26 protein-coding genes are annotated in these 24,860 nt (G+C 60.6%); 5 read left to right on the forward strand and 21 right to left on the reverse strand.

The features are described from left to right. The first annotated feature begins 3 nt into the window (after nucleotides 1-3). Nucleotides 4-693 carry a Crp/Fnr family transcriptional regulator gene (locus CRP02_RS23190; RefSeq protein WP_097100788.1) on the forward strand — a complete coding sequence of 230 codons (690 nt, stop codon included), beginning with the start codon at nucleotides 4-6 and terminating at the stop codon, nucleotides 691-693. A gap of 74 nt (nucleotides 694-767) precedes the next feature. Here the strand turns inward: CRP02_RS23190 and aidB are convergent, their stop codons facing one another. The 21 genes from aidB to CRP02_RS23295 form a co-directional block, all read right to left on the reverse strand. Further along, on the reverse strand, nucleotides 768-1,592 hold the full coding sequence (gene aidB, locus CRP02_RS23195) for an AidB family quorum-quenching N-acyl homoserine lactonase (RefSeq protein ID WP_097172411.1): 825 nt from the start codon (nucleotides 1,590-1,592) through the stop codon (nucleotides 768-770). Nucleotides 1,593-1,595: 3 nt separating this feature from the next. Then, nucleotides 1,596-2,207 carry an urease accessory protein UreG gene (ureG, locus tag CRP02_RS23200; RefSeq protein ID WP_013636707.1) on the reverse strand — a complete coding sequence of 204 codons (612 nt, stop codon included), beginning with the start codon at nucleotides 2,205-2,207 and terminating at the stop codon, nucleotides 1,596-1,598. 106 nt (nucleotides 2,208-2,313) lie between these two features. Beyond that, nucleotides 2,314-2,985, reverse strand: a complete 672-nt coding sequence (locus tag CRP02_RS23205; RefSeq protein ID WP_179784105.1) for an urease accessory protein UreF — start codon at nucleotides 2,983-2,985, stop codon at nucleotides 2,314-2,316. Between the two features lie 3 nt (nucleotides 2,986-2,988). Continuing rightward, a complete protein-coding gene (ureE, locus tag CRP02_RS23210) occupies nucleotides 2,989-3,477 on the reverse strand; it encodes an urease accessory protein UreE (protein WP_179784106.1) in 489 nt (162 codons plus the stop codon). A 149-nt stretch (nucleotides 3,478-3,626) separates the two neighbouring features. After that, nucleotides 3,627-4,163 (reverse strand): peroxiredoxin, encoded by a 537-nt coding sequence (locus tag CRP02_RS23215; protein ID WP_097172413.1) that lies wholly within the window; start codon nucleotides 4,161-4,163, stop codon nucleotides 3,627-3,629. Nucleotides 4,164-4,331: 168 nt separating this feature from the next. After that, complete coding sequence (locus CRP02_RS23220; protein ID WP_179784107.1) at nucleotides 4,332-5,000, reverse strand: TIGR02117 family protein; 669 nt, start codon at nucleotides 4,998-5,000, stop codon at nucleotides 4,332-4,334. 9 nt (nucleotides 5,001-5,009) lie between these two features. Beyond that, nucleotides 5,010-6,719, reverse strand: coding sequence for an urease subunit alpha (gene ureC, locus CRP02_RS23225; protein ID WP_013636712.1), 1,710 nt, complete (start codon nucleotides 6,717-6,719; stop codon nucleotides 5,010-5,012). Nucleotides 6,720-6,723: 4 nt separating this feature from the next. Then, nucleotides 6,724-7,368 carry a Urease operon accessory protein gene (locus CRP02_RS23230; protein ID WP_179784108.1) on the reverse strand — a complete coding sequence of 215 codons (645 nt, stop codon included), beginning with the start codon at nucleotides 7,366-7,368 and terminating at the stop codon, nucleotides 6,724-6,726. A gap of 5 nt (nucleotides 7,369-7,373) precedes the next feature. Beyond that, entirely contained in the window at nucleotides 7,374-7,784 is a 411-nt protein-coding gene (locus tag CRP02_RS23235) for a lysozyme inhibitor LprI family protein (protein ID WP_097172899.1), read from the reverse strand. A 9-nt stretch (nucleotides 7,785-7,793) separates the two neighbouring features. Beyond that, the gene (locus CRP02_RS23240; RefSeq protein ID WP_003513905.1) at nucleotides 7,794-8,150 is read right to left on the reverse strand and encodes a GFA family protein; all 357 of its coding nucleotides are present in this window, start codon (nucleotides 8,148-8,150) and stop codon (nucleotides 7,794-7,796) included. A 1-nt stretch (nucleotide 8,151) separates the two neighbouring features. Continuing rightward, nucleotides 8,152-8,457, reverse strand: a complete 306-nt coding sequence (locus CRP02_RS23245) for an urease subunit beta (protein ID WP_003491734.1) — start codon at nucleotides 8,455-8,457, stop codon at nucleotides 8,152-8,154. A gap of 20 nt (nucleotides 8,458-8,477) precedes the next feature. Then, nucleotides 8,478-8,735: a DUF1272 domain-containing protein gene (locus tag CRP02_RS23250; protein ID WP_013636714.1), complete on the reverse strand. Its 258-nt coding sequence runs from the start codon at nucleotides 8,733-8,735 to the stop codon at nucleotides 8,478-8,480. A gap of 11 nt (nucleotides 8,736-8,746) precedes the next feature. Beyond that, nucleotides 8,747-9,049, reverse strand: coding sequence for an urease subunit gamma (locus CRP02_RS23255; RefSeq protein ID WP_003513909.1), 303 nt, complete (start codon nucleotides 9,047-9,049; stop codon nucleotides 8,747-8,749). Between the two features lie 109 nt (nucleotides 9,050-9,158). Continuing rightward, nucleotides 9,159-10,010 carry an urease accessory protein UreD gene (locus CRP02_RS23260; protein ID WP_179784109.1) on the reverse strand — a complete coding sequence of 284 codons (852 nt, stop codon included), beginning with the start codon at nucleotides 10,008-10,010 and terminating at the stop codon, nucleotides 9,159-9,161. Then, nucleotides 9,917-11,170 carry an alpha/beta hydrolase family esterase gene (locus CRP02_RS23265; RefSeq protein WP_097172415.1) on the reverse strand — a complete coding sequence of 418 codons (1,254 nt, stop codon included), beginning with the start codon at nucleotides 11,168-11,170 and terminating at the stop codon, nucleotides 9,917-9,919. The genes CRP02_RS23260 and CRP02_RS23265 overlap by 94 nt, the downstream gene beginning before the upstream one ends. A gap of 255 nt (nucleotides 11,171-11,425) precedes the next feature. Beyond that, nucleotides 11,426-12,121: an urea ABC transporter ATP-binding subunit UrtE gene (gene urtE, locus CRP02_RS23270; protein WP_003513916.1), complete on the reverse strand. Its 696-nt coding sequence runs from the start codon at nucleotides 12,119-12,121 to the stop codon at nucleotides 11,426-11,428. Nucleotides 12,122-12,313: 192 nt separating this feature from the next. Then, the gene (urtD, locus tag CRP02_RS23275) at nucleotides 12,314-13,075 is read right to left on the reverse strand and encodes an urea ABC transporter ATP-binding protein UrtD (protein ID WP_003513917.1); all 762 of its coding nucleotides are present in this window, start codon (nucleotides 13,073-13,075) and stop codon (nucleotides 12,314-12,316) included. Nucleotides 13,076-13,082: 7 nt separating this feature from the next. After that, complete coding sequence (gene urtC, locus CRP02_RS23280) at nucleotides 13,083-14,261, reverse strand: urea ABC transporter permease subunit UrtC (protein ID WP_097172416.1); 1,179 nt, start codon at nucleotides 14,259-14,261, stop codon at nucleotides 13,083-13,085. After that, the gene (gene urtB, locus CRP02_RS23285) at nucleotides 14,258-15,871 is read right to left on the reverse strand and encodes an urea ABC transporter permease subunit UrtB (RefSeq protein ID WP_097172417.1); all 1,614 of its coding nucleotides are present in this window, start codon (nucleotides 15,869-15,871) and stop codon (nucleotides 14,258-14,260) included. Before urtB ends, urtC begins: the two co-directional genes overlap by 4 nt. Nucleotides 15,872-16,146: 275 nt before the next feature. Continuing rightward, nucleotides 16,147-17,436, reverse strand: coding sequence for an urea ABC transporter substrate-binding protein (gene urtA, locus CRP02_RS23290; protein WP_097100797.1), 1,290 nt, complete (start codon nucleotides 17,434-17,436; stop codon nucleotides 16,147-16,149). A 342-nt stretch (nucleotides 17,437-17,778) separates the two neighbouring features. Beyond that, nucleotides 17,779-17,985, reverse strand: coding sequence for a DUF2735 domain-containing protein (locus tag CRP02_RS23295; RefSeq protein WP_003513926.1), 207 nt, complete (start codon nucleotides 17,983-17,985; stop codon nucleotides 17,779-17,781). 481 nt (nucleotides 17,986-18,466) lie between these two features. Here CRP02_RS23295 and CRP02_RS23300 point away from each other — a divergent pair, with 481 nt between their 5' ends. The 4 genes from CRP02_RS23300 to CRP02_RS23315 all read left to right on the forward strand — a co-directional run bounded on the left by CRP02_RS23300 (nucleotide 18,467) and on the right by CRP02_RS23315 (nucleotide 24,855). After that, nucleotides 18,467-19,501 carry a glutamine synthetase beta-grasp domain-containing protein gene (locus CRP02_RS23300; protein WP_003510168.1) on the forward strand — a complete coding sequence of 345 codons (1,035 nt, stop codon included), beginning with the start codon at nucleotides 18,467-18,469 and terminating at the stop codon, nucleotides 19,499-19,501. Nucleotides 19,502-19,719: 218 nt separating this feature from the next. Then, nucleotides 19,720-20,490: an SDR family oxidoreductase gene (locus tag CRP02_RS23305; RefSeq protein WP_097172418.1), complete on the forward strand. Its 771-nt coding sequence runs from the start codon at nucleotides 19,720-19,722 to the stop codon at nucleotides 20,488-20,490. A 43-nt stretch (nucleotides 20,491-20,533) separates the two neighbouring features. Then, entirely contained in the window at nucleotides 20,534-23,929 is a 3,396-nt protein-coding gene (locus CRP02_RS23310; protein ID WP_097100799.1) for an ATP-binding protein, read from the forward strand. After that, complete coding sequence (locus tag CRP02_RS23315) at nucleotides 23,926-24,855, forward strand: response regulator (protein ID WP_013636721.1); 930 nt, start codon at nucleotides 23,926-23,928, stop codon at nucleotides 24,853-24,855. The genes CRP02_RS23310 and CRP02_RS23315 overlap by 4 nt, the downstream gene beginning before the upstream one ends. The last annotated feature ends 5 nt before the right edge of the window (nucleotides 24,856-24,860 follow it).

Raw genomic sequence — 24,860 nt, forward strand, 5'->3', positions numbered from 1 at the left:
CGGATGGACGTGAACAAGACCGTAAAGCTGAGCAACAGGGACAGGAACATTCTGCTGCGCGTGCCCCTGATAGGGATTGCGGATGAAGCGGCGGCGTTGAAACTGATGGAGGCGGCAACCGTCACCAATCTCAATGCCCGCCATGTGCTCTTCAAGGAGGGCGAGGCAGCGCAACATTTCTACTGCGTGTTGTCTGGGTATGTCCGCCTTTACCGGCTGGACAGGCACGGGCGCGAGGCGGATGTGCGTGTCAGCGGTCCGGGCGACACCTTCAACGAATGCCTGATCTTCGGCAGCGACAGCTATCGTTACAGCGCGCAGGCGGCGGAAAGCTGCACCGTGGCGCGTTTCGAGCTGGCAAGAATCCGCAGCCTTGTAGATCAGGAACCGGCAATCGCCAAGGCCGTGATGCGCTGCCTCTCCAACAGCCTGCTCGGCACCATGGATTGCATTGCCAACGACCGGCTGCAAACCGCGCCGCAACGCGTTGCCCATTACCTGATCAATCAGGGGCCCCGCGACGCTACGTCCTTTTCGCTGCGTCTGCCGTTCCAGAAAAGCCTGCTCGCCGGCAAGCTCGGCCTTGCGCCGGAAGCGCTGTCGCGCGCTTTCTCCGCACTGAAAAAGGCGGGCGTCACCGTTCGCGGCCGCATCGTGCAGGTCAATGATGTCGCGGCGCTGAAGCAGATTTGAAGAAGTACCGGGGAGAGGAAGAGGACGGGACGCCTGCGGGTATCCCGTCCTCCAATTTTTTGTCCAGCCGGATATCAGACCGGCTGCGGCACGAAGCGGAAGCGATCGCCCTCTCGCTCGATGCGGAAAAACCCGCCGAGATGGCCGCCGGAAACCAGCCAGCCGTGATCGGCAACCTGGGTCAGGGCATTGAGACGTGTCGAGTATGCGGTTTCGGAATGGATATCATAGACGAAACCAATACCCGGATCGTCCGCCTGCAACGCGCTCACATGCAGCACATCGCCCCACAATAACAGCCGGTCATCGCCGTTACCGATGAGATAGCCGGTATGGCCAGGCGTATGGCCGGGCATGGCGATGGCCTCAATACCCTCGGCAATCCTGCCAGTTGGGATTGGCCGCAGCATGGCCCCACAAATGTCGAGCAGCCGGGCGGCAATATCGAAAGCGCCCTGCCGCGCAGTCGGCAATGTCTTGCGCGCATCCTCGCTGGTGAAAAAGGCAAGATCGGCCTCGGGCACCCATATGTCCGCATTGGGAAAATAAGGCTGGTCGCCGTCGATAAGTCCCAGCGCATGGTCGCCGTGAATATGGGTGAGGATAACACGGCTGACATCATCAGGCTGAATCCCAGCGGTAATCATCCCCGCACGGGCATGGCCGTAGGTCGGCCCCCAGGCCGTGCCGCAACCGGTGTCTATCAGTGAAATACCATCAGGCCCTGACAGCACAAAACAGTTGACGTCCATATCCACCGTTTCGCCCTCGTACCCGGCAAGCGCCGCCGCCAGCGCATCCTCGCCCTGCCGGTGGATGAGGTGACCGACAGGCGCCTTGTAGACACCATCGACAAAACGGGAAACGTCATAGGGACCAAAACGGAGGGGCGTGGTCATGTCTTAGAGACCGCCCTGCTCTTTCAGGAAACCGACGATGCGATCGACCCCCTCGCCGCGCTTCATGTCGGTAAAGACGAAAGGCATGGCATTGCGCATGCGCGTGGCGTCACTGTCCATCACCGTCAAATCAGCGCCGACGTAAGGGGCAAGGTCTTTCTTGTTGATGACCAGCAAGTCCGAGCGGGTGATGCCCGGCCCGCCCTTGCGCGGAATTTCCTCGCCTTGGCAGACGGAGATCACATAGATGGTGATGTCGGCAAGATCGGGCGAGAAGGTCGCCGCAAGATTATCGCCACCGGATTCGATGAAGACAACATCGAGATCGGGAAAGCGCGCATTGAGACCGGCAATCGCCTGCAGATTGATCGTCGCATCTTCACGGATGGCGGTATGCGGACATCCGCCCGTCTCCACTCCAACGATACGCTCGGACGGCAGCGCCTGCATGCGCACCAGTGCCTCGGCATCTTCCTTGGTGTAGATATCGTTGGTGACGACGGCGACGGAATAATCGGCGCTCATCGCCTTGCAAAGCTTTTCCGTCAGCGCGGTCTTGCCGGAACCGACCGGCCCGCCAATACCGACGCGCAGCGGACCGTTGCCCGATTTCATGCCCGATGTCACAACCATGTTCCCTTCAATATGCTTTGATGTTGCCCCACCATAACGCTTCACACGACCGCTTCAAGGGCGGTAATGCTGCATTGCGGCGAGATATTCAGGAGCGGAAAAGCCGCGTTCCCTGCATCTCGTGCCGCATGGTCGCGGTGTCGGCGATAACAGTGGCGCTGCCGAGATCGTCGAGCGTGGATTGCACGGCCCGTGCCGCCATTTCGCCGATCGTCGCCTCGCTTGCGGCGAGAATGGCAACGCCGTCCTTCTGCCCCGCGACGCCGAGGCGGATACCGGCGGAGACGATCTGCGAGACACCGGCATGCAGGAATGCGGCAACCGTTTCCCGAAGCGGCACGCCATGCCCTGCCGCCACCGCACCTATGGCAACAGGATAAGGAACCTCTTTCGGCAACAGCTCAAGAACCGCGTTCGGCCAGGCGCCGGCGGCGGCAACGAAGGCATCGCCGAGGAGCACCGTCTCGCGGTAGCGCTCCGCAGAACCGGCGAGCGCGCGAGCCAGATCCGCCGCTTCACTCAGGGCGACGGCGTCCGTTCCATTACGCCAGGCATCAGCCAGAAATACCGCATCGTTCCACAGACTGCCGGAACGCAGAAGCACCTCCACCCAGCCGTAAAGACCGGCGGCATCACGGACGCGCCGGTCCTCCACCGCCTTTTCAAGGCCGCCGGAATAGGAAAAACCGCCGATGGGAAAGGCAGGCGACATCCAGGCCATGAGCCGCAGCAGCGCGGCAACGCCGCGATCTTCGCTCATGCCTCAGCCATGGTCGTGATGGTGACCATGGTCATGCCCGTGATCGTGGGAATGGCCGCCATGGGCGTGATAGGCACCGCGCGCCGGCTGGAAAGGTTCTTCCACATCACGCACTGTTGCGCCAAGGCCTTCCAGCATGGCGCGGATCACGTGGTCACGCAGGATGAGAATACGCTCCTCCTCGATCTGCGCCGAAAGGTGCCGGTTGCCCAGATGCCAGGCAAGCTCGATCAGGTGAAGACGGTCCTTCGCCTTGATTTCGAACAGCTTTTCGTCCGCAGCGCGAACCTCCACCAGATCACCGTTCTCCACCACCAGCAGGTCGCCATGGGCAAACAGCACGGCTTCCTTCAAATCCAGCATCACCATCTCGTCGTTCTGCAAATGCAGCAGCTTGCGGCGCAGATGCCGCTGGTCATGCGCGAGAGTGACATAACCGGAAGGTTCGTCGGCTGGAGTTCCGGCGGGGTGATAGGACGTGACGCGCAGCATGGGATGATCCATTTCAGAAACAGTCTTGGGGTTCCGATTGTTGACGGATAGCCCGGCCGATTTCAAGGCGTGTTTTCAGGTCGAACGCGTCTCGGAAAACGAAAAAGCCCGGCATCGCTGCCGGGCCTTGTCAAAAGAGCAAACCGCAATCAGGCCGCAACGCGGCTTTTCAGGTTTTCCAGAATGTTCTGCGGCGAGGAAACGCCGTAAGGGTCGGTATCGCTATTGTCGCAATAGCCCTCTTCCTCGAACCACTGCTCCACCAGACCGTCGTTGATGACGGCGGCGTAACGCCAGGAGCGCATGCCGAAACCGAGATTGTCCTTGGCGACCAGCATGCCCATCTTGCGGGTGAACTCGCCCGAACCGTCAGGAATGACCTTGACGTTTTCGAGGTTCTGGCCCTTTGCCCATGCATTCATCACGAAGGCGTCGTTGACCGACAGGCAATAGATTTCATCGACGCCGAGCGCGCGGAATTCGCCCGCGAGCTTTTCGAAATCGGGAAGCTGGTAGGTCGAGCAGGTGGGCGTGAAAGCGCCGGGCAGCGAGAAGAGAACGACCTTTTTGCCCTTGAAGTAGTCGTCGGAGGTCACGTCCTGCCAACGGAAAGGGTTGGGGCCACCAACGGCCTCGTCGCGAACACGCGTGCGGAAGGTAACGGCGGGCACTTTTTTGCCGAGCATGTCTTGTCTCCTGATCTGTCTTCAATTTTCTGGCGTTTTGCACGGATCGCTTGGGACCGGTCCGCACGGAATTCTTTTGCCGTTTCTTTAGCGCAAGATGCGCTGCGGTGCAGCATAAAAATCGGATTACCAGACGTCAAATCAACGAAACGTCGCACCGCGGGAAGATCAATTGTGCAGCGCTACCGACCAGCGCAACAGTGGCGGCAACGGTGTCCACCAGCCGGTGCGAATGCCGGCTTGCCGCAACATGGCGGCAGACCACGTGTTGCAGCCGGCCAGCGCATTGAACCAGCCATTCGCCTCGAAAAACCCATCCGTCAGGCTGTAGGAAGCACCGGGGATAAGCTGAACTTTGCCATTGTCCCGCAGGAAACTCGCACGAATGCCCGCCACAAGTCGCTGATATCCCACTTCGGAAATGCGAAGGCGCTTCACCCCGGCAAGGTCGGCGGGAAAATCCCCCGTCACATCCACATGCATCACCGACTGGTCGAGTGTCAGAGAGCGCACGACCGGCATCGGCTTCAGGTCGGCCCATGTCGGCGTCTGTATGTAAAACGACCGGCCACCCCAGCCGAACACCAGATAGGCAGCAGCCGGATGGTTAACCGCGATACCGCCCTCCTGCAATTCGGAAAAGACCCGCCGCAGATCGTCATCAACAGGCAGGGCGATATCGGTATGGATCGGGTTGGATAACAGCAATATCTCGCGATCCCTCACGCCGCTTGTTTCATCGGCAAAAAAGGGTCGCGGCACGACGGTGCCGAGCACAAGAAGCAGGATGATCAGCAGCAGGCCACCGCCGATCCACCTCGTGATAAATCTCACCACGAAACGCCGTCAGAACAGGAAATAACGCTGCGCCATCGGCAGCACCGTCGCCGGTTCGCAGGTCAGAAGCTCGCCATCGGCGCGCACCTCATACGTTTCCGGGTCGACCTCGATATGCGGGGTCAGCGAATTGTGGATCATCGAGGCCTTGGAAATGCCGCCGCGCACGTTCTTCACCGCCATCAGCTTCTTGGCAACACCGAGACGCCCCGCCAGGCCGGCATCCAGCGACGCCTGAGACACGAAAGTGACCGAGGAATTGGTGCGCAGCTTGCCATAGGCGGCAAACATCGGGCGGTAATGCATCGGCTGCGGTGTGGGAATGGAGGCATTCGGATCACCCATCGGTGCCGCGGCGATGGAACCGCCGAGCAACACCATTTCCGGCTTCACGCCGAAGAATGCCGGGTTCCACAACACCAGATCGGCACGCTTGCCGACTTCGATCGAGCCGATCTCATGGCTGACGCCCTGCGCGATGGCCGGGTTGATAGTATATTTGGCGATGTAACGGCGGACGCGGAAATTGTCGTTTTCGCCCGTCTCTTCCTTCAGGCGGCCACGCTGGCGCTTCATCTTGTCAGCCGTCTGCCAGGTGCGGATCGCCACTTCGCCGACACGGCCCATGGCCTGGCTGTCGGAGGAAATGATCGAGAACGCGCCGATATCGTGGAGAATATCCTCCGCCGCGATGGTTTCCTTGCGGATGCGGCTTTCGGCAAAGGCGATATCCTCAGGGATGGACGACGACAGGTGGTGGCACACCATCAGCATATCCAGATGTTCGGCTAGCGTATTGATGGTGTAGGGCCGCGTCGGGTTGGTGGAAGACGGAATGACGTTCGGATTGCCGCAGACCTTGATGATATCGGGCGCATGGCCACCGCCTGCCCCTTCGGTGTGGAAGGCATGGATGGTGCGGCCCTTGATGGCGGCAACCGTGTCTTCCACGAAACCGCTCTCGTTCAGCGTATCGGTGTGGATCATCACCTGCACGTCATATTCGTCAGCCACCGTCAGGCAATTGTCGATGGCGGCGGGTGTCGTGCCCCAGTCCTCGTGCAACTTCAGCGATGAGGCACCGGCAAGGATCATCTCTTCCAGCGGCGCGGGCAACGAAGCATTGCCCTTGCCCGCCAAGGCGAGGTTCATCGGGAAAGCGTCGAAGCTCTCAATCATCCGCTCGATGTGCCACGCGCCGGTGCAGGTGGTGGCAAGCGTGCCATGCGCGGGGCCGGAACCGCCGCCCAGCATGCAGGTAACGCCGCTCATCAGCGCTTCCTCGATCTGCTGCGGGCAGATGAAATGGATATGTGCATCCATGCCGCCGGCAGTCAGAATCTTGCCTTCGCCGGCAATCGCCTCCGTCGAAGGGCCGACGATGATCGTCACGCCCGGCTGCGTATCGGGATTGCCCGCCTTGCCGATGGCGTGGATGCGCCCGTTCTTCAGGCCCACATCCGCCTTGTAGATGCCGCTATGGTCGACGATGACGACGTTGGTGATGACGGTATCGACAGCGCCCTCGGCCCGCGTCGCCTGGCTCTGGCCCATGCCGTCGCGAATGACCTTGCCACCGCCGAATTTTACTTCCTCGCCGTAGGTCGTGTAGTCCTTCTCGATCTCGATGAAGAGTTCGGTATCGGCAAGACGCACCTTGTCGCCGACGGTCGGGCCGAACATGCCGGCATAGGCGGCGCGGGAAATCTTGTAAGGCATGGGTTCAGGCTCCTTCGGACGCGGAGAAAATCGATATGGGAGAAATTCGTGTCAGCCGGCCCTCGTGTGTGAGGGCCTCTACAAGCTGTTTTTCGGCGGCAAACGGATGCCCGTTCCAGCCGTGATGACCAAAGCCCGCAATCGCCACCTCGTCATCACCGCCGCTCACGGTCTCCAGAACATGGGCAATGGCAAGAAGCCCGGTGCTCGGGCAGACGTAAGTGGCCGGCGCATAGACCTGCAATGCGTGATCAAGCCGCTCATGCACCCCGCGCGGAATGACGATGTGGCTCTTGCCGGTCTCTTCGGCTATTGCCGCGAAACCGGCGGTATAGTCGGCACAAAAATCAGTCAGTTCGGGCCAGCGAGCGCGGATATCCGGCTCCATCTGCGAAAATTTCGCGGGATCGCGCACCGACCAGATGGCGGAAGCCTGCTGCACCCCGTCATTGTCGCGCCACGCGGCCCGTTCGCTCATCTCGCGGCCGGGCCGGCCGGTGTTGCAAACGGCCACCACATCCGTGCGGCTGCCGCCAGCGCCCAGAGAACGGCAATCGTTAAAGCGGATGACGATGTCGGAAAGGTCGATGAGATCAGCCACGCCCTGCGGCATTTCTCCGTTTCCGACAATCATGATCCGCCGCCCCATACCGTTCAGAAACCTTCGGACAACTGGCGCAGTTCGTCAGCGCGCTTGTTGCTCATATCGGCCAGGCATGAGGAAACCAGCATAGGCTCCATCGTGCCGCCACGCGCCTGAAACCCGAAGGCATCACAATTGGCATCGCGAAACGCCACCCAGGCACGCTGGGCGGCAACCAATGCATCCACGGCACCCTTGCCGCTTTCGTCTGCTGTCTTGTCACGCTCGGCAAGCTGCTTGCGAACCTTCTGGTAGGCGGCGTTCAACTGCTTGTCGGCCTTTTCGTAATCCTTGCCGGCGCAGATGGTCATATCGGCCTGCGTTTGCGGCGAGGTGCAATCGGGCGCGTCATCGGCAAATGCGGAAGACGCCGCAAGAGACAGCAGGACAGCCGCACCGAAACAGAATTTTTGCGAAGTCATGGCCATCACTCAGGCAGCCGCGCCATCGAAAGCCTGCGGCTTCAGCGCACGCGGATCGACACCATCAAGACAATTGGTATTCACCGCCACCATCGGCGTCCCATCCGGCCCATCGGCATAGGCAAAACTCTCAATGCCGCAGGTGGAGCAGAAAAGATGATGGATCTTGTGCTTGTTGAATAGATATTCCGTCAGCTTGTCGTCGCCGGAAAGCAGGGTGAATTTTTCGCGCGGCGCAAAGGCAAGCGTCGAGCCCAGGCGCTTGCAGCGCGAGCAATTGCACACGACCGTGTGGTCGAGATCGGCATCGACCTCGAAGCTCACGTCGCCGCATTGGCAACTTCCGTGATAATGTGCCGTCGCCATCTCATAACCTCCCCATGATCTGTTGACGAAACCCGTAAACCTCACGCTTGCCGGACAGCGGCACCAGCGTCACTTCGCGCTTCTGGCCGGGTTCGAAACGAACCGCAGTGCCCGCCGGAATGTCGAGACGCATGCCGCGCACCTTGTCGCGGTCGAAGACAAGACCCGCATTGGTCTCGAAGAAATGGTAATGGCTGCCCACCTGCACCGGCCGGTCACCGGTATTGGCAACTTCGATCGTCACCGTCGGCTGGCCGGCATTGAGTTCAATGGTGCCCTCTGCGGCAATGATTTCGCCTGGTTTCATGGTGCTCCCCTTTGTCTCTCTCAAGCAGCGGTGGCTGCCGCGCAGCCTTCAGCCTTCAGCACCCGTGTCGTCGATGCCGGATTGTTGACGAGTTTGGCCGCCGGGCGGATGGGCCTGCGAACCAGCTCGCCGCCGCAATTCGGGCAGGCGCCTTTGAGCACATCGGTCGCGCAATCGGCGCAAAAGGTGCATTCGAACGAGCAGATCATCGCATCCCGGCTGTCGGGGGCAAGATCACGGTCGCAGCATTCGCAATTGGGCCGAAGCTCCAGCGCCATATCGTCCCCCCTCAGCGTATCGGTTCGTGAACGGTCACAAGCTTGGTGCCGTCGGGAAATGTTGCTTCCACCTGCACATCATGGATCATGTCGGCGATGCCCTCCATCACCTGATCGCGGGAAATGACATGCGCGCCGGCTTCCATCAGGTCGGCCACCGCGCGACCATCGCGGGCGCCCTCGACAACGAAATCGGTAATCAGCGCAATCGCTTCCGGGTAATTCAGCTTCACGCCACGCTCCAGCCGGCGGCGCGCCACCATGGCGGCCATGGAAATCAGCAGCTTGTCTTTTTCTCTCGGAGTAAGGTTCATCGTCGTCCCGCAGCTTTCGCACCTGCCCCGCAAAACACAGTGTTTCGGGGGCTGATCCGACTTGTTTGACAGACCCCGGAAGGTCGCCGGTAACGGGCGATCCGGAGCTTTACAGATTCCAGACTTTCGGCACTGGCGCGCCGTTTCGCAAGAGCGAAATGATCGGAAAAAGTATTTTTCTAAGGGAGAAACCGTCGGCGGCGGACACGCGCACAACAAGCTTGCCCTGCCATTCGCTGGCGCCGCCGCTTTCCCCGGCAATAGCCCGGATTTTAGGCAAAAGCGCCTCGGCCAGTGGCCCGATATAAAGAAGCGTGGCAAAGGCCACCTGCCCGGCAAGCACCGCCGGTTTTGCAGTCAGCTCGGCCACTTCACCCGCAAGCAGCAGCTCTTCGGCATGTACCAGCCGGCCGCCATGGCGAATGCGCCAGCGATCCCGGAACAGGCCATGCTGCATCGCCTCGCCCATGGCCTGACGTCCGAGCAGCACGGCTTCGACGGCGATGAATTCGGAGGTTACGTCGAGATCGGCTTCCAGCCTGCGGGTCAGCGACGCCCGGTCGAAAAGAATGGTTTCCTGCGGCAGCCAGTGCAACCGGGCGCCCGGCCCTGCGGAAACGCGGGCGGTGACGGTGGCGGTTCCGGAGGATGCCTTGTAGACCTTCTCGCAGGCTTGCGTCGTCACCACCAGCGAGGTGCCGGCCCCGGCAACAGCCTGCCATTCCACTTCATCTCCGCCGGTCAATCCGCCGGAGGAGTTGATGAGGATGGCCTCGATCTCGTTGGAAAACGTATCCGGCAGGCGGATCTTGGCGCAACCTTCCTGGAATAATTGGTCCAGCCGGCTGCGACCTTCGACAGCCTTGGTTACAATGCGTCCTCTGCCACGGGCGCGCTGCTGCCGGGCAGGTTCGCCGTCTTCGAGACCGGAAGGGCGGATGGCTTGCTGTTCTGGCTGCACGCGGTCTCCGAAACGGTTGCGGAAGCGGACCCGGCCTTGGCGCCGCAATCTTTTTTGACGATGGCATCCACCACCATCTGTCCTTCCGTGTTGCGGAAGAAATCCCACATTCTTTCCGCCGCATCAACCGTGCGCGTCACTTCGCCTGTGGGCATCTTGCGCTCCACCGCGGGTTCCGCCTTCGGCGTCTGCTCGCCACCCGGCTTGCGGGTAAGGACCGCCGACGCTGCCAGCACTTCCGCCTTCATGGTGGCGCGCGGCCAGGCATGGTCCCAATTGTCAATGACATAGGACTGGATACGTGCGCCGCCCTTGCAGACGTCATAGGAATTGACGGTGAAGCTCTCGCCCGGTCTGGTTTTCGCGCCGCCCTTGCAGCCGTCCATTTCCGCCCAGCGCTTCAGCGCCGTCTCGCCGCCATATTGCCAGTAGGACTTGCCACCGCCCTGATAGGGATTGGCCGGATCCTTCAGGCCCGCAAAGGCGATGATCGACATCGGCCGCGCCGGCTTGCAGCTTGCCGCATCCGGTCCCCATTTGCCCTCTGTCTCAAGCGGGTAACCCGCGCGCAGCGATGCAACGAAGCCGGCAGCGGTGAAATCCGCGCTGCCATTGCAGATGAATTGCGACAGCATGCGCCCACCGCCGGAATAACCGGAACCGTAAAATCGCTCCTCATCCACGCAGAACTTGCCTTTCACCATGGCAATTGCATCGCGAATGAAGCTCACCTCATCCAGCCCGCCGGGACGCGTGGTAACACCAGGAACATTCCAGGCATGGGTGCCGGGCATTTCGCCATTGAGGCTGCCCGCCAGCGCCACCACCATCAGGCCGTCGCGCTCGGCAAGCTTGTCCCAGCCGCTGCGGTTCAGCTGGCCGTGCGGATTGCTGTTGGAGCCGTGGAAATCGAACACGACAGGCACCGGTTTTTTTCCGTCATAGGCCGATGGAACGAAATAAACGCCTTCGCGTTTCTGACCACTGGAGAGAATGGAAAAATCATGCCTGCCCGGTTCCACGCCGGGTTGAGCAAGCTGACCGCAGGTCGAGGCCGACGCTGCGACACTCGCGCTCGCGCAGATCGCAAGACCCAGAAACAGGGTGCGGGCGGAGCGGAACAGCCGGGCAGCCCGGCCAAGGGCAAAGTCTTGATGCATTGACACGCCTTTATTGGGCACGGTTTCCCCGACGATACGTCGGACGCGCGTGGAATGTAAGGGATCAACTGTCGCGGCGTGCGAATAGACTTCGTCTGTGTCTCGCATGCAGCATTTTCGCTGCCAATATCACAGGCGTTTATTCAATGAAATGCTAAAATTCCGCATAAAAGCCATGCAGACACGCATAGACTTTCAAAATATTAATCGGCCGTTTGCACACCGTGATCGGCGTGCGTGGCTTTTAGTCTCGATTTATACTGTCAGATGGCGACGCGCCTCGGGCGTATCCAGCGTTTCGGCAAGCCCCTCATGCACAATTTCGCCCCGGTCCATGATGTAGACATAGTCGGCAAGCTCACGGCAGAAATCCAGATATTGCTCGACCAGCAGGATCGCCATACCGGTGGAATCCCTGAGATATTTGATTGCGCGGCCGATATCCTTGATGATCGACGGCTGAATGCCTTCGGTCGGCTCGTCGAGAACGAGGATTTTCGGCCGCGTCACCAGCGCCCGGCCGATGGCGAGCTGCTGCTGCTGGCCACCGGACAGGTCGCCGCCGCGTCTGCCAAGCATGGATTGCAGCACCGGAAACAGGCTGAAAATATCGTCAGGAATGAAACGCTCCTTGCGCGGCAGTGGCGCATAACCGCTTTCAAGGTTTTCCTGCACGCTGAGCAGCGGAAAGATTTCACGCCCCTGTGGTACGTAGCCGACGCCGCGCTTGGCCCGGTGGTAAGGCGCCAGCCCATCCAGTGCCGCCCCTTCAAAGCTGATCGACCCGCCACTGATGGCATGCTGGCCGGTGACCGCGCGCAACAACGAGCTTTTGCCCACGCCGTTTCGGCCGAGAACACAGGTGATCTTGCCCATCTCCGCTTTCAGCGACACGCCCCGCAGAGCCTGTGCTGCGCCATAGTGGAGGTTGATGTTTTCGACGTTCAGCATGGTGCAACTCCATTGATGCTTTGGTGGGCGGCGCTTACCCCCCTCTGCCCTGCCGGGCATCTCCCCCACAAGGAGGGAGATCGATTCGCGGCTATGTCTCGCCCATCTCGACTTTAGAGCACGAAGTTGTGGAAGAGAGCCTTGCTGATCTCCCCCCTTGTGGGGGAGGGGGTAAAGCCGCAGATGCTTCCATCACCGTCCCAGATAATTCTCGATCACCTTCGGATCGCTGGACACAAAATCGATCGACCCTTCAGCCAGCACCGAGCCCTCGGCAAGACACGTCACCTTCACGCCCAGCTCGCGGATGAAGCCCATGTCGTGCTCCACCACCACGACCGAGCGGGTCTTGGCGATTTCTTTCAGAAGCACGGCGGTTTCGGCTGTCTCCGCATCCGTCATCCCGGCCACCGGCTCGTCTACCAGAAGCAGCTTCGGCTCCTGCGCAAGCAGCATGCCGATTTCCAGCCACTGTTTCTGGCCGTGCGAGAGATTGGCCGCGAGATCGCCGCGGCGGTGGCTGAGACGCACGGTGGCGAGGATCTCCTCGATACGCGCCTTGTCCTCCGCTGTCAGCCTGTAGAACAGCGTGGCGAAGACGCCGCGTTTGCGGTTCAGCGCCAGTTCCAGATTGTCCCAGACGGTATGGCTTTCAAACACCGTTGGCTTCTGGAATTTACGTCCGATGCCCAGCTGGGCAATATCCGCCTCGTCCTTTTTCGTGAGGTCGATGCTGTCTTCGAACAGCACCGTGCCGGTATCCGGCCGGGTCTTGCCGGTGATGATATCCATCATCGTTGTCTTGCCGGCGCCATTCGGACCGATGATGGCCCGCAGCTCACCCGGCTCCACCACGAAGGACAGGGAATTGAGCGCCCTGAACCCGTCGAAGGAAACGGAAACACCGTCGAGATAAAGCAGGCTTTTGGTTCTGTTTTCGGAAACCGTGTTCATGTCAGCCTCACTCCGCCGCCTGTTGCGCCGCTGTTGCAGCACTGTCATTGCCCGGTTGTCCGGCCGCACTTGCCGCCCGCGCAACACGCTTTTCGCGCCGGCCGACCAGATAATGCTGCACGGTGCCGACGATGCCCTTGGGGAAGAACAGCGTCACCGCGATGAACAGCCCACCCAGCGCAAATAGCCAGAATTCGGGGAAAGCGCCGGTGAAATAGCTCTTGCCGCCATTGACCAGCAGCGCGCCGATGATCGGCCCGATCAGCGTGCCGCGCCCGCCGACTGCGGTCCAAACCACCACCTCGATGGAGTTGGCGGGGGAGAATTCGCCGGGATTGATGATGCCCACCTGTGGCACGAACAGCGCACCGGCAATGCCCGCCATCATGGCCGAGACGACGAAGGTAAAGAGCTTGATATTTTCCACCCGGAAACCGAGGAAGCGCACCCGGCTTTCGGCATCGCGCACGCCCACCAGCACCTTGCCGAATTTGGAATTGACGATGCCGGATGCAATCAGCAGCGATATCGCCAGCATAACGGCCGTCATCGCAAACAGCACGGCACGGGTGCCATCCGCCTGCACGGAAAAGCCGAGAATATCCTTGAAATCGGTGAGACCATTATTGCCGCCGAAACCCATATCGTTGCGGAAGAAGGCAAGCAGCAGGGCGTAGGTCATGGCCTGCGTGATGATGGAGAGGTAAACGCCGTTGACGCGCGAGCGGAAGGCGAACCAGCCGAACACGAAGGCGAGCAGGCCGGGCACCACCAGCACCATCAGTGCTGCAAACCAGAACATGTCGAAGCCGTGCCAGAACCACGGCAGTTCCTTCCAGTTGAGGAACACCATGAAGTCAGGCAGCACGGGATGGCCGTAAACACCGCGCGTGCCGATCTGCCGCATCAGATACATGCCCATGGCATAACCGCCGAGAGCGAAGAAGGCGGCGTGGCCGAGCGAGAGAATGCCGCAATATCCCCAGACCAGATCAAGCGCCAGCGCCAGCAGCGCATAGGCCAGATATTTGCCGAGCATCGACATGATGTAGGTCGGGATGCGGAACGCGCTGTCGGCTGGCAACAGCAGATTGGAGGCGGGCACCAGCACGGCGATGGCCAGGATGATGCCGATGGCGATGGAAATGCGGCGATCGAGCGCGCGCAGGAGGAAGCCGGTAATCATGCTTCGATCGCCCTTCCCTTGAGTGCGAAGAGACCACGCGGCCGCTTCTGGATGAACAGGATGATGAGAACGAGCACGAGGATCTTGCCGAGCACGGCGCCCACCGTCGGCTCAAGGAACTTGTTGAGCACGCCGAGCGACAGCGCACCCACCAGCGTTCCCCAGAGATTGCCAACCCCGCCGAACACCACCACCATGAAACTGTCGATAATGTAGCTCTGGCCGAGATTGGGCGAAACATTGTCGATCTGCGACAGCGCCACGCCGGCAAGGCCGGCAACGCCGGAACCGAGCGCGAAGGTGAAGGCATCCACCCAGGGCGTGCGAATGCCCATGGAAGAGGCCATGCGGCGGTTCTGGGTCACAGCGCGCATCTGCAAGCCGAAGGCGGAGCGCTTCAAAAGCACCAGCAGCGCGAAGAAGACGGAAAGCGAGAAGCAGACGATCCACACGCGGTTCCAGGTGAAGTTGAGGTAACCAACGCTGAACGAGCCGGACATCCAGCTCGGGCTGCCGACCTCACGGTTGGTCGGGCCGAAGATGGAACGCACGCCCTGTTGCAGGATCAGCGAGATACCCCAGGTGGCGAGCAGCGTTTCCAGCGGCCGCCCGTAGAGATAGCGGATGACACCGCGCTCCATGACAAGGCCGACGCAGGCCGTGACCAGAAAGGCGGCCGGCAGCGCAATCGCCAGTGACCAGTCGAACAGGCCGGGGAAATGGCTGCGGATCAGCTCCTGCACCATGAAGGTGGAGTAAGCGCCGATCATCACCATCTCGCCATGCGCCATATTGATGATGCCCATGACGCCGAAGGTGATGGCAAGCCCGATGGCGGCCAGCAGCAGCACGGAACCGAGCGACAGGCCGTACCAGATGTTCTGCGCGTAATCCCAGATGGCGAGCGCACTTTGAATGCCTGATATCGCGCTGTCGATATCAGGCTTCAGGCTTGGATCGACCGAAGGGGACGCCGCCATCAGAATGCCGATCGCGTCGCGTCCGCCAAGCTTCTTGATGGTCGCAATCGCATCCTTCTTCTGTTCAAGCGACCGGTCGGAGGAGAGCAGCGAGACAGCCCGCGCCTCCTCCATCCGGGTCCGCACCTCACTGTCGGTTTCCTTGGATATGGCCGCTTCCAGCAATTCCAGATTTTCGGCGCTGGGGGCTTTCAGAACCGCATCGGCGGCGGAAAGCCGCACCGAGCGTTCCGGACTGAGCAACGTCAGGCCGCCCATCGCGGCGCGGATGACGCGGCGCAGATTGTTGTTGACCCTGATCTTGGTAACCGCCGCCTTAGGCGCTTCGCCAGCGCTTTCGCCGGTCAGCGGATCGATGAGCGTGAAATTGGAACCCGACAGCTTGGTCATGAACACCAGATTGTCGGCCTTGCGCACGTAAAGATCGCCTGATGCAAAAGCCTCAAGCGCCGGCACCACCCGCGCGTCGCCGGTGGCAGCAATCTGGCCGATCAATGTTTCGGCCTGCTTGAAGTCAGCCGTGCCGAGCTGGTCGATCAGCGCCTTCGGATCGCTCTGCGCGAGGGATTGGGCGGCGATCCCCAGGGTGAGCCAGAGGAAGATGGCTCCGAGAAAAGATCGGATCGTCATGTCGGGTTCCTTGGAGCGGCGGTGTATTTTATCTGGCGATGAGTATGTGGCTTACCCCCCTGCCCTGCCGGGCATCTCCCCCCACAAGGAGGGAGATCGGCAAGGTGCACCCGCATCGCTCCATCTCAACCGACGAGAAATGCGGGGCCTCACCACGAGTCGATCTCCCCACCTGTGGGGGAGACGCCCGGCAAGGCAGAGGGGGCATGCTTGTTCAGTTTTCAACTATTCAAGCGCCGCCCCCAGCAAAGAGGGCGGCCCCAACACCCCGCCTATCAGCTACCCTTGCCGCCGCACTTACCGGTCGCAACGTTGAAGTTCCCGCAGGACATCGGCTTGCGCCAATCCGAGATCAGGTCCTTCGAGTCAGGCAGATAATCCGACCATTCGTCACCCACGACCTGTGGCGTCTGCTGCACGATTTCGAACTGCCCATCGGCCTGGATTTCGCCGATCAGCACCGGCTTGGTGATGTGGTGGTTCGGCATGACGGTGGAATAACCGCCCGAAAGGTTTGGCACCGAAACGCCGATGATCGAGTCGAGAACCTTGTCCGTATCGGTGGTGCCGGCGGATTCGACGGCCTTTACCCAGGCGTTGAAGCCGATATAGGCGGCTTCCATCGGGTCGTTGGTCACGCGCTTGTCGTTCTTGGTGAAGGCGTGCCAGGTCTTGATGAACTCGGCATTGACGGGCGCATCGACGGACTGGAAATAATTCCACGCGGCGAGGTGGCCGACCAGCGGTGCGGTATCGAGACCGGCAAGTTCCTCTTCGCCCACCGAGAAGGCGACGACCGGAATATCCTCGGCCTTGATGCCCTGGTTGGCCAGTTCCTTGTAGAAGGGCACGTTAGCGTCACCATTGATGGTGGAGACAACGGCGGTCTTCTTGCCGGCCGAGCCGAATTTCTTGATGTCGGACACGATCGTCTGCCAGTCGGACTGGCCGAACGGCGTGTAGTTGATCATGATGTCCTCTTCCTTGACGCCCTTCGACATCAGGTAGGCCTTCAGGATCTTGTTGGTTGTCTGCGGATAGACATAGTCCGTGCCGGCCAGAACCCAGCGCTCGACGCCTTCGGTGCTGGCGAGGTAATCGACGGCCGGAATGGCTTGCTGGTTGGGCGCCGCACCGGTGTAGAAGATGTTGCGGGAGGATTCTTCACCCTCATACTGAACCGGGTAGAACAGCAGGGAATTCAGCTCTTCGAAAACCGGCAGCACGGATTTGCGCGACGAGGATGTCCAGCAACCGAAAACGGCGGCGACCTTGTCCTGCGAAATCAGCTGGCGGGCCTTTTCGGCAAACAGCGGCCAGTCGGAAGCCGGGTCGACCACGACGGCTTCGAGCTTCTTGCCGAGAACGCCGCCCTTTTTGTTCTGCTCGTCGATGAGCATCAGCATGGCGTCCTTCAGCGTCGTCTCTGAAATCGCCATGGTGCCGGAAAGAGAATGCAGCACGCCTACCTTGATCGTATCGTCGGCGGCAAATGCGCCGTGGAAGGCGGTGGTGGACATGATTGCGCCGAGCAGTGCGGCGCTAAGCGTCTTGCGGAATGTCATCGGAAGAACCCCTCTCCTTGTTTAGCCCTCGTGGGGCTTCAGCGGCATCGTTGACCGCTGCTGGAAGGGACTATCGATCTCGCGGGCGAGAAACCGTATACGTCAATTGACGTAGGCGGGGTGGCGAAAGCTGCAGGGAGTGTTGGGGAGAGAGAAATCCCGGCCGGGGCAATCAATGTGAAACGTGACATTTCAACTTGCTTCCTCTCCTCCAGGGAGACGAGCGCGGCAGCGGGTCGAGGGTGGAAGGTCGGAGACAGACTGAGAAGTTGTTCCTTCATCCGGCGCTTCGCGCCACCTTCTCCCCGGCAGGGGAGAAGAAACGATCAGCAAAGCTTCACATCAAGCGTGCGGCTTGTCGTCCCGCTCTTCGTCGCGGATCGCGTCGTCATGATACCAGGAGCCGAAATCGACATGCGGCTGACGTGCCTCGCGCTCCAGATCGCTCAGCCCAATGTTACGGAACTTTGAGAGCCCCGCGCGTCCGCCGACCGGAAATTGAAAGATCGTTGCCGTTTCGCGATGAAAGCCAGTTGCCATATCGAACATCTCACTTTGTTTGCATCGAAGCACTTTGGTCGTGAAGCAAACCCGTTAGCTCTGGTTTAGCTCCATCTGATTAAAAAAAAATCACGTTGCGAAAAATATAGGCATTAAATGATCATTCAGCAAGAAAAACCATTCCGGAAGCGCCGGTTTTTGGGGCAAATGCCGATCCGCCGTTCGCAATCGAAAACATTGCACCGCAACAGGGCATTTTGAGCGATGCCACCCGCTATCTGTTAGGAATCACTGACGAAACATTGGGGTTCGATTTACCTGCCGCAGTGCAGCATGAGCGGTTAATGGCCATATCGGCCGCCTCAGCCCTGAGCATGCCTGAAAGATTTTTCGAAGAATCCGCAAAACATCGCCAATCTGGCACGCGGCATGCATCTATATGGCCAGCCCTTGAACGCGAATGTGCTTCCGGTGGCGAAAGCCACGGCAAGCCTCAAGGCTTCGCATTGTTACCTATGAGAGGTTCGTAATGACTAAGTTCAAACTCGAGTACATCTGGCTTGACGGTTATAAGCCGGTCCCCAACCTGCGCGGCAAGACACAGGTCAAGGAATTCGATGAATTCCCGACGCTCGAGCAGCTGCCGCTTTGGGGTTTTGATGGCTCGTCCACACAGCAGGCCGAAGGCCACTCTTCGGATTGCGTGCTGAAGCCCGTCGCGATCTACCCCGATCCGGCCCGCACCAACGGCGTACTGGTCATGTGCGAAGTCATGATGCCTGACGGCGTCACCCCGCATGCATCGAACAGCCGCGCGACCATCCTCGACGACGAGGACGCATGGTTCGGCTTCGAACAGGAATATTTCTTCTACCAGGACGGCCGCCCGCTCGGCTTCCCCGAGCAGGGTTACCCGGCTCCGCAAGGTCCGTATTACACCGGCGTCGGCTTCAAGAACGTCGGTTCGGTTGCCCGCGAAATCGTTGAAGAACATCTCGACCTCTGCCTCGAAGCCGGCATCAACCACGAAGGCATCAATGCCGAAGTGGCCAAGGGCCAGTGGGAATTCCAGGTATTCGGCAAGGGCTCCAAGCGCGCCGCCGACCAGATCTGGATCGCCCGTTACCTGCTGCTGCGTCTTTGCGAACAGTACGGCATCGACGTCGAATTCCATTGCAAGCCGCTCGGCGATACCGACTGGAACGGTTCGGGCATGCATTGCAACTTCTCCACCAAGTTCATGCGTGAAGTTGGCGGCAAGGAGTATTTCGAAGCCCTCATGGCCGCTTTCGCCAAGAACTGGCAGGAGCACATCGACGTTTACGGTCCGGACAACCACCTGCGCCTGACCGGCAAGCACGAAACCGCTCCGTGGAACAAGTTCTCCTACGGCGTTGCCGACCGTGGCGCCTCGATCCGCGTTCCACACTCCTTCGTCAACAACGGTTACCGTGGTTACCTCGAAGACCGTCGTCCGAACTCGCAGGGCTGCCCTTACCAGATCGCTTCCGTCGTTCTGAAGACGATTGCAGAAGTGCCGCTCGCAAAGTCGGCTGCTGCCTGATAACCCAAGACATGGCGTCGCCCGCAACCGGGCGACGCCATTTTTATGTCCACCGAACGGCCGGACCGGACAGGCGACCTTTCGCCCTCTGCCCTGCGTGGAATATTCTTGCCTATGCGCAAACTCGAAGACGTTGCGTGGCTTTGACCAACCGCATCGGCTTTTCCGAAACCGCGACACGGTTTTCGGTCCGATGCTCTAAAGCAAGAAGGTGAGCGATGGGCATTCTCAAAAAATTCTCTCTCGAAAACCGCATCGCCATCATTACCGGCAGCGGCCGCGGTCTCGGTTTCGAAATCGCCAGGGCCTTTGCCGAGGCTGGCGCCCATGTGTGGCTGACCGGCCGTAACGCCGAGGCGCTGGAACAGGCAGCAGACACACTTCGCAATGCCGGCGGAAAAGCCGATTATGCCGCTTTCGACATTGCCGATACCGCCGCCGGAACTGCCCTTGTCCACCGCATCATGGACGAATTCGGCCATCTCGATATCCTCGTCAACAATGTCGGCGCACGCGACCGCCGCCCGCTTTCCGAATTCAGCGACGAGGACGTGCTGGAGCTTATCCGCACCGACCTCACCTCCTCCGTCTCGTTGTCGCGAGATGCCGCGCAAGCCATGAATACCAACGGTTACGGCCGCATCATCACCATCACCTCCATTCTCGGCCACATCGTCAGGCCGGGCGATGCGATCTATCCCGTTGCCAAGCAGGGGCTGACAGGGCTGATGCGCGCAATCGCTGTCGAATATGGCGCGCGCGGCATCACCAGCAACGCCATTGCACCGGGCATGTTCGCCACGGAAACCAATGCGGCCCTTGCCGAAAATCCTGACATGGTCGCCTTTGCCAAGCTGCGAGTGCCGTTGGAACGCTGGGGCAGGCCGGATGAAATCGCCGGTGCTGCCCTGTTTCTGGCCAGCGACGCGTCCTCCTTCGTCAACGGCCATGTGCTGACGGTCGATGGCGGCATGTCGGTGCGGCTGTGAGAATGGCAAAACACCTTTTGCGGGAAGGGGCTGGATCCTAGGCATGGCCGCACGGCAACGCATCATCCCCGTCAGGCGCGAATATAACCGCTGGGTCGCCAACCAGACGCTGGAAGATTATGCGCTGCGCTTCACCGCCAAAAGCGCCCGGCAATTTTCGTCCAACCGCATCTCCCACACCGCCATCGGCGCGATTTCCTTTCTGGCGCTCGAAGCCATCGGCGGCGCGATCACGCTGTCATACGGCACCACCAACGCCTTTTATGCCATCATCGTCGCGGCCATTGCCATGCTTGCCGTCGGCCTGCCGATCAGCCGTTACGCCATCCGTCACGGCGTCGATATCGATCTCCTGACACGCGGCGCGAGCTTCGGTTACATCGGCTCCACCATCACCTCGCTGATCTACGCCGCCTTCACCTTCATGCTCTTCGCCATCGAGGCGTCGATCATGTCCGGCGCGCTGGAGCTGGCGCTCGGCATTCCGCTGTGGATCGGCTACATCATCTCCGCCGTCATGGTCATTCCGCTCGTCACCCATGGCGTGCGCCTCATCAGCCGTTTCCAGATCATCACCCAGCCCTTCTGGATCGTGCTGAACGTATTGCCCTTCATCTTCATCGCTTTGATGGACTGGGAAAAATACGATCTGTGGCGGGCCTTTTCCGGTATTCATCACGCCTCCGGTCCGCCGGGCACCGTGGCCCATTTCAATCTGGTGGAATTCGGCGCGGCGTCTGCCGTCATCCTCGCGCTGATGTCGCAGATCGGCGAACAGGTGGATTTCCTGCGCTTCCTGCCCGCCGAGGGCCAGAGCCGTCTGCGCCATCGCATCGCGGTCTTTCTGGCCGGTGCTGGCTGGGTCGTCGTGGGCGTGCCGAAGCTGCTGGCCGGTTCCTTCCTCGTGGTCTTGACCTTCAGTTCCGGCGTCTCGGTGGACCGCGCCGCCGATCCGGCCCAGATGTACCTGACCGCCTTCGGCTACATGATCCCCAACCATACGGCGGCCATGCTGCTGATGGTCGCCTTCGTGGTGGTCTCGCAGCTGAAAATCAACGTCATGAACGCCTATGCGGGCTCGCTCGCCTGGTCCAACTTCTTCTCCCGCCTCACCCACAGCCATCCCGGCCGCGTGGTCTGGCTGGTCTTCAACGTGGTGATCGCGCTGCTGTTGATGGAACTCGGCATCTATCGCCTGCTGGAAGAAACGCTCGGCATTTTTTCCATCGTCGCCATGGCCTGGCTCTGCACCATCTCGGCCGATCTGTTCATCAACAAGCCGCTCGGCCTTGCCCCACCGGGCATCGAGTTCAAGCGCGCCCATCTCTACGATATCAACCCCGTCGGCGTTGGCTCCATGGCGCTTTCGGCCACCATTGCGCTGATGGCGCATTTCGGCACCTTCGGCGCACTCGCTGCCTCGCTAGCGCCCTATCTCACCCTCATCGTCGCCTTCATCGCCTCGCCGCTGATCGCCTGGGGCACGAAGGGCAAATTCTATCTGGCCCGCAAGCCGCGCCAGAAATGGCGCGAGCTGAGCGCCATCACCTGCTCCATCTGCGAACACCCGTTCGAGCCGGAAGACATGGCATGGTGTCCGGCCTATGCGGCGCCGATCTGTTCGCTCTGCTGCTCGCTGGACAGCCGCTGCCATGACATGTGCAAGCCGAAGGCCAAGCTCAACTATCAGGTCGCGACGGTCGCAAAATCTTTCCTGCCCCACCAACTGGTTGCAAAACTCGCCACAAGGCTCGGACGTTATGGCATGGCGGCGGCCATCGCCGTCACCGCCATTGGCGGCATATTGGCGCTCATCGCCCATCAGGTCGGCACCGCCTCGCCGGCAACGGCTGACGTGGTCAACCGCACCATCCTCATCGTATTTTTCGTCTTTGCCGTCATTGCCGGCATCGTCTGCTGGTTTCTGGTTCTTGCCCATGACAGCCGGGTGGTCGCGGAAGAGGAATCCTCACGCCAGAACACGCTGCTGTTGAAGGAAATCGCAGCCCACAAGAAGACTGACGCCGCCCTTCAGGACGCCAAGGAAACGGCTGAGGCCGCCAACCGCGCCAAGAGCCGCTACGTGGTCGGCCTCAGCCACGAATTGCGCACGCCGCTCAACGCTGTTTTGGGCTACGCCCAAATCCTCGAACGCGATGAGACCATTCCCGCGCCGCGGCAATCGGCCATCAAGGTCATTCGCCGTTCCGCCGACCATCTCTCCGGCCTGATCGACGGGCTTCTGGATATTTCCAAGATCGAGGCTGGCCGCCTGCAGGTCTATTCCAACGAGATCAATATTCAGGATTTCCTCGACCAGATCGTCGATATGTTTCGCCCGCAGGCGCAGGCCAAGGGTCTGGAATTCCGGCATGAACGCGCCCATTCCCTGCCGCAATATGTCCGCACGGATGAAAAGCGTCTGCGCCAGATCCTCGTCAACCTGCTCTCCAACGCCATCAAGTTCACCGACGAGGGCAGCGTCACCTTCGATGTCGCCTATCGCAGCCAGGTGGCGAGCTTCACGGTGTCGGATACCGGGCGCGGCATTGCCGAAAAAGATCTTGCCCGCATCTACGAGCCTTTCCAGCGCGGCGAGGCCGAAAGCGTGCGCCCCATGCCGGGCCTTGGCCTCGGCCTCACCATCACGAGGCTTCTGACCAACACGCTGGGCGGCGAGATTTCCGTCTCCAGCGAAAAGGACAACGGCTCCACCTTCCGCGTCCGTCTCATGCTGTCGGCCGTGCACCGGCCAAGTACCGCACCTGCGCCGGAAAAAACCATTCGCTCCTATTCCGGCCCACGCCGCACCATCGTGGTGGTTGATGATAACGAGGATCACCGCGAGCTGATGCGGCAGGTGCTTTCGCCGCTCGATTTCGTGGTTCTGACCGCCCAGAGCGGACCGGAATGCCTGACACTCATCGAAGGCGTGCAGCCCGACCTCTTTCTCATCGATATCTCCATGCCCGGAATGTCCGGCTGGCAGCTTGTGACGAAGTTGCGTGAAGCAGGGCAGACGGCTCCGCTCATCATGCTCTCGGCCAATATCGGTGACGGCACTGTAGCGGGTGCCGGAGAAGACAATCACAACGACGCCATCGCCAAGCCGGTCGACATCCGCCACCTGTGCGACAGGCTTGCGGTGCATCTCGGCCTGAAATGGATTTACGATACCGACCTTCCCCCGGCACCCATCCCCCAGCCGCCGGCGCAGATCGTTCATCCCGGCGCAATTCATATCAAGGATTTGCAGAGGCTCGGCGAAATAGGCTACATACGCGGCATAGAGGCAAAACTCGCAGATCTCGCCCGCAACACGGACAACCTGCCCTTCACGCAAGAGCTTGGCACCTATGTGCAGGCTTTCGATCTGGCCGGTTACGCCCATTTTCTAAAGCGGTTTGAAGAGAGCGACAGGGGAGACGGCAAGGCATGAGCGGGCAAGGCGCAGCACTGCCGAGAGACATTGTATTGCTGGTGGATGACAGCCCGGAAGCGCTGGGGTTCCTCACCGATGCGCTGGAACAGTCAGGCTTTTCGGCGCTGATCGCCACATCCGGTCAGGCCGCGCTCAACATTGCAGAACGCATCACGCCCGATATCATCCTGCTCGATGCCGTCATGCCGGCCATGGACGGTTTCGAAACCTGCCGCCGCCTGAAGGCCAACGCCGCCGTGGCCCAAGTGCCTGTCATCTTCATGACCGGGCTGACGGAGACCGAACATGTGGTGCGGGCGCTCGAATCCGGCGGTGTCGACTATCTGACCAAGCCGATCAACATCGACGAGCTGCGCGCCCGCATCCGTGTGCATCTCTCCAATGCCCGCTCGGCGCAGAGCGCCCGCGTGGCGCTTGATGCCGCCGGACGCCACCTGCTTGCCGTGCGCGCCAACGGCGCGATCCACTGGTCCACACCACAGGCAACCCGGCTGGTCAACGCCGCCACCGGCCGCGATGATGGGCTGGAGATCGTCGTTGCCCATATTTCCGGCTGGCTGGCCGACAGGACAACGGTGGATTCCGCCCGCGATGCACCGCTGACGATCACCGAGGCCGGGCGGCCCGCTTTGCAGCTCTCCTTCCTCGGCGCAATGGGACCGGACGAATATCTCTTCCGTCTGACAGCCGCCAACGAGAAATCCGACGACCACCTGCTGAAGGACCACTTTGCCCTGACGACGCGGGAATCGGAAGTTCTGCTCTGGATTGCCAAAGGCAAATCCAACCGCGATATCGGCGATATTCTCGGCCTTTCCGCCAGAACCGTGAACAAACATCTGGAACAGATCTACGTCAAACTCGGCGTCGAAAACCGCGCCTCCGCCGCCGTCAAGGCCGCGCATATTTTGCATCAGGGGTGACGGCT

The sequence above is a fragment of the Rhizobium sp. AN5 genome (assembly GCF_900215255.1).
Lineage (GTDB): Bacteria > Pseudomonadota > Alphaproteobacteria > Rhizobiales > Rhizobiaceae > Agrobacterium > Agrobacterium tumefaciens.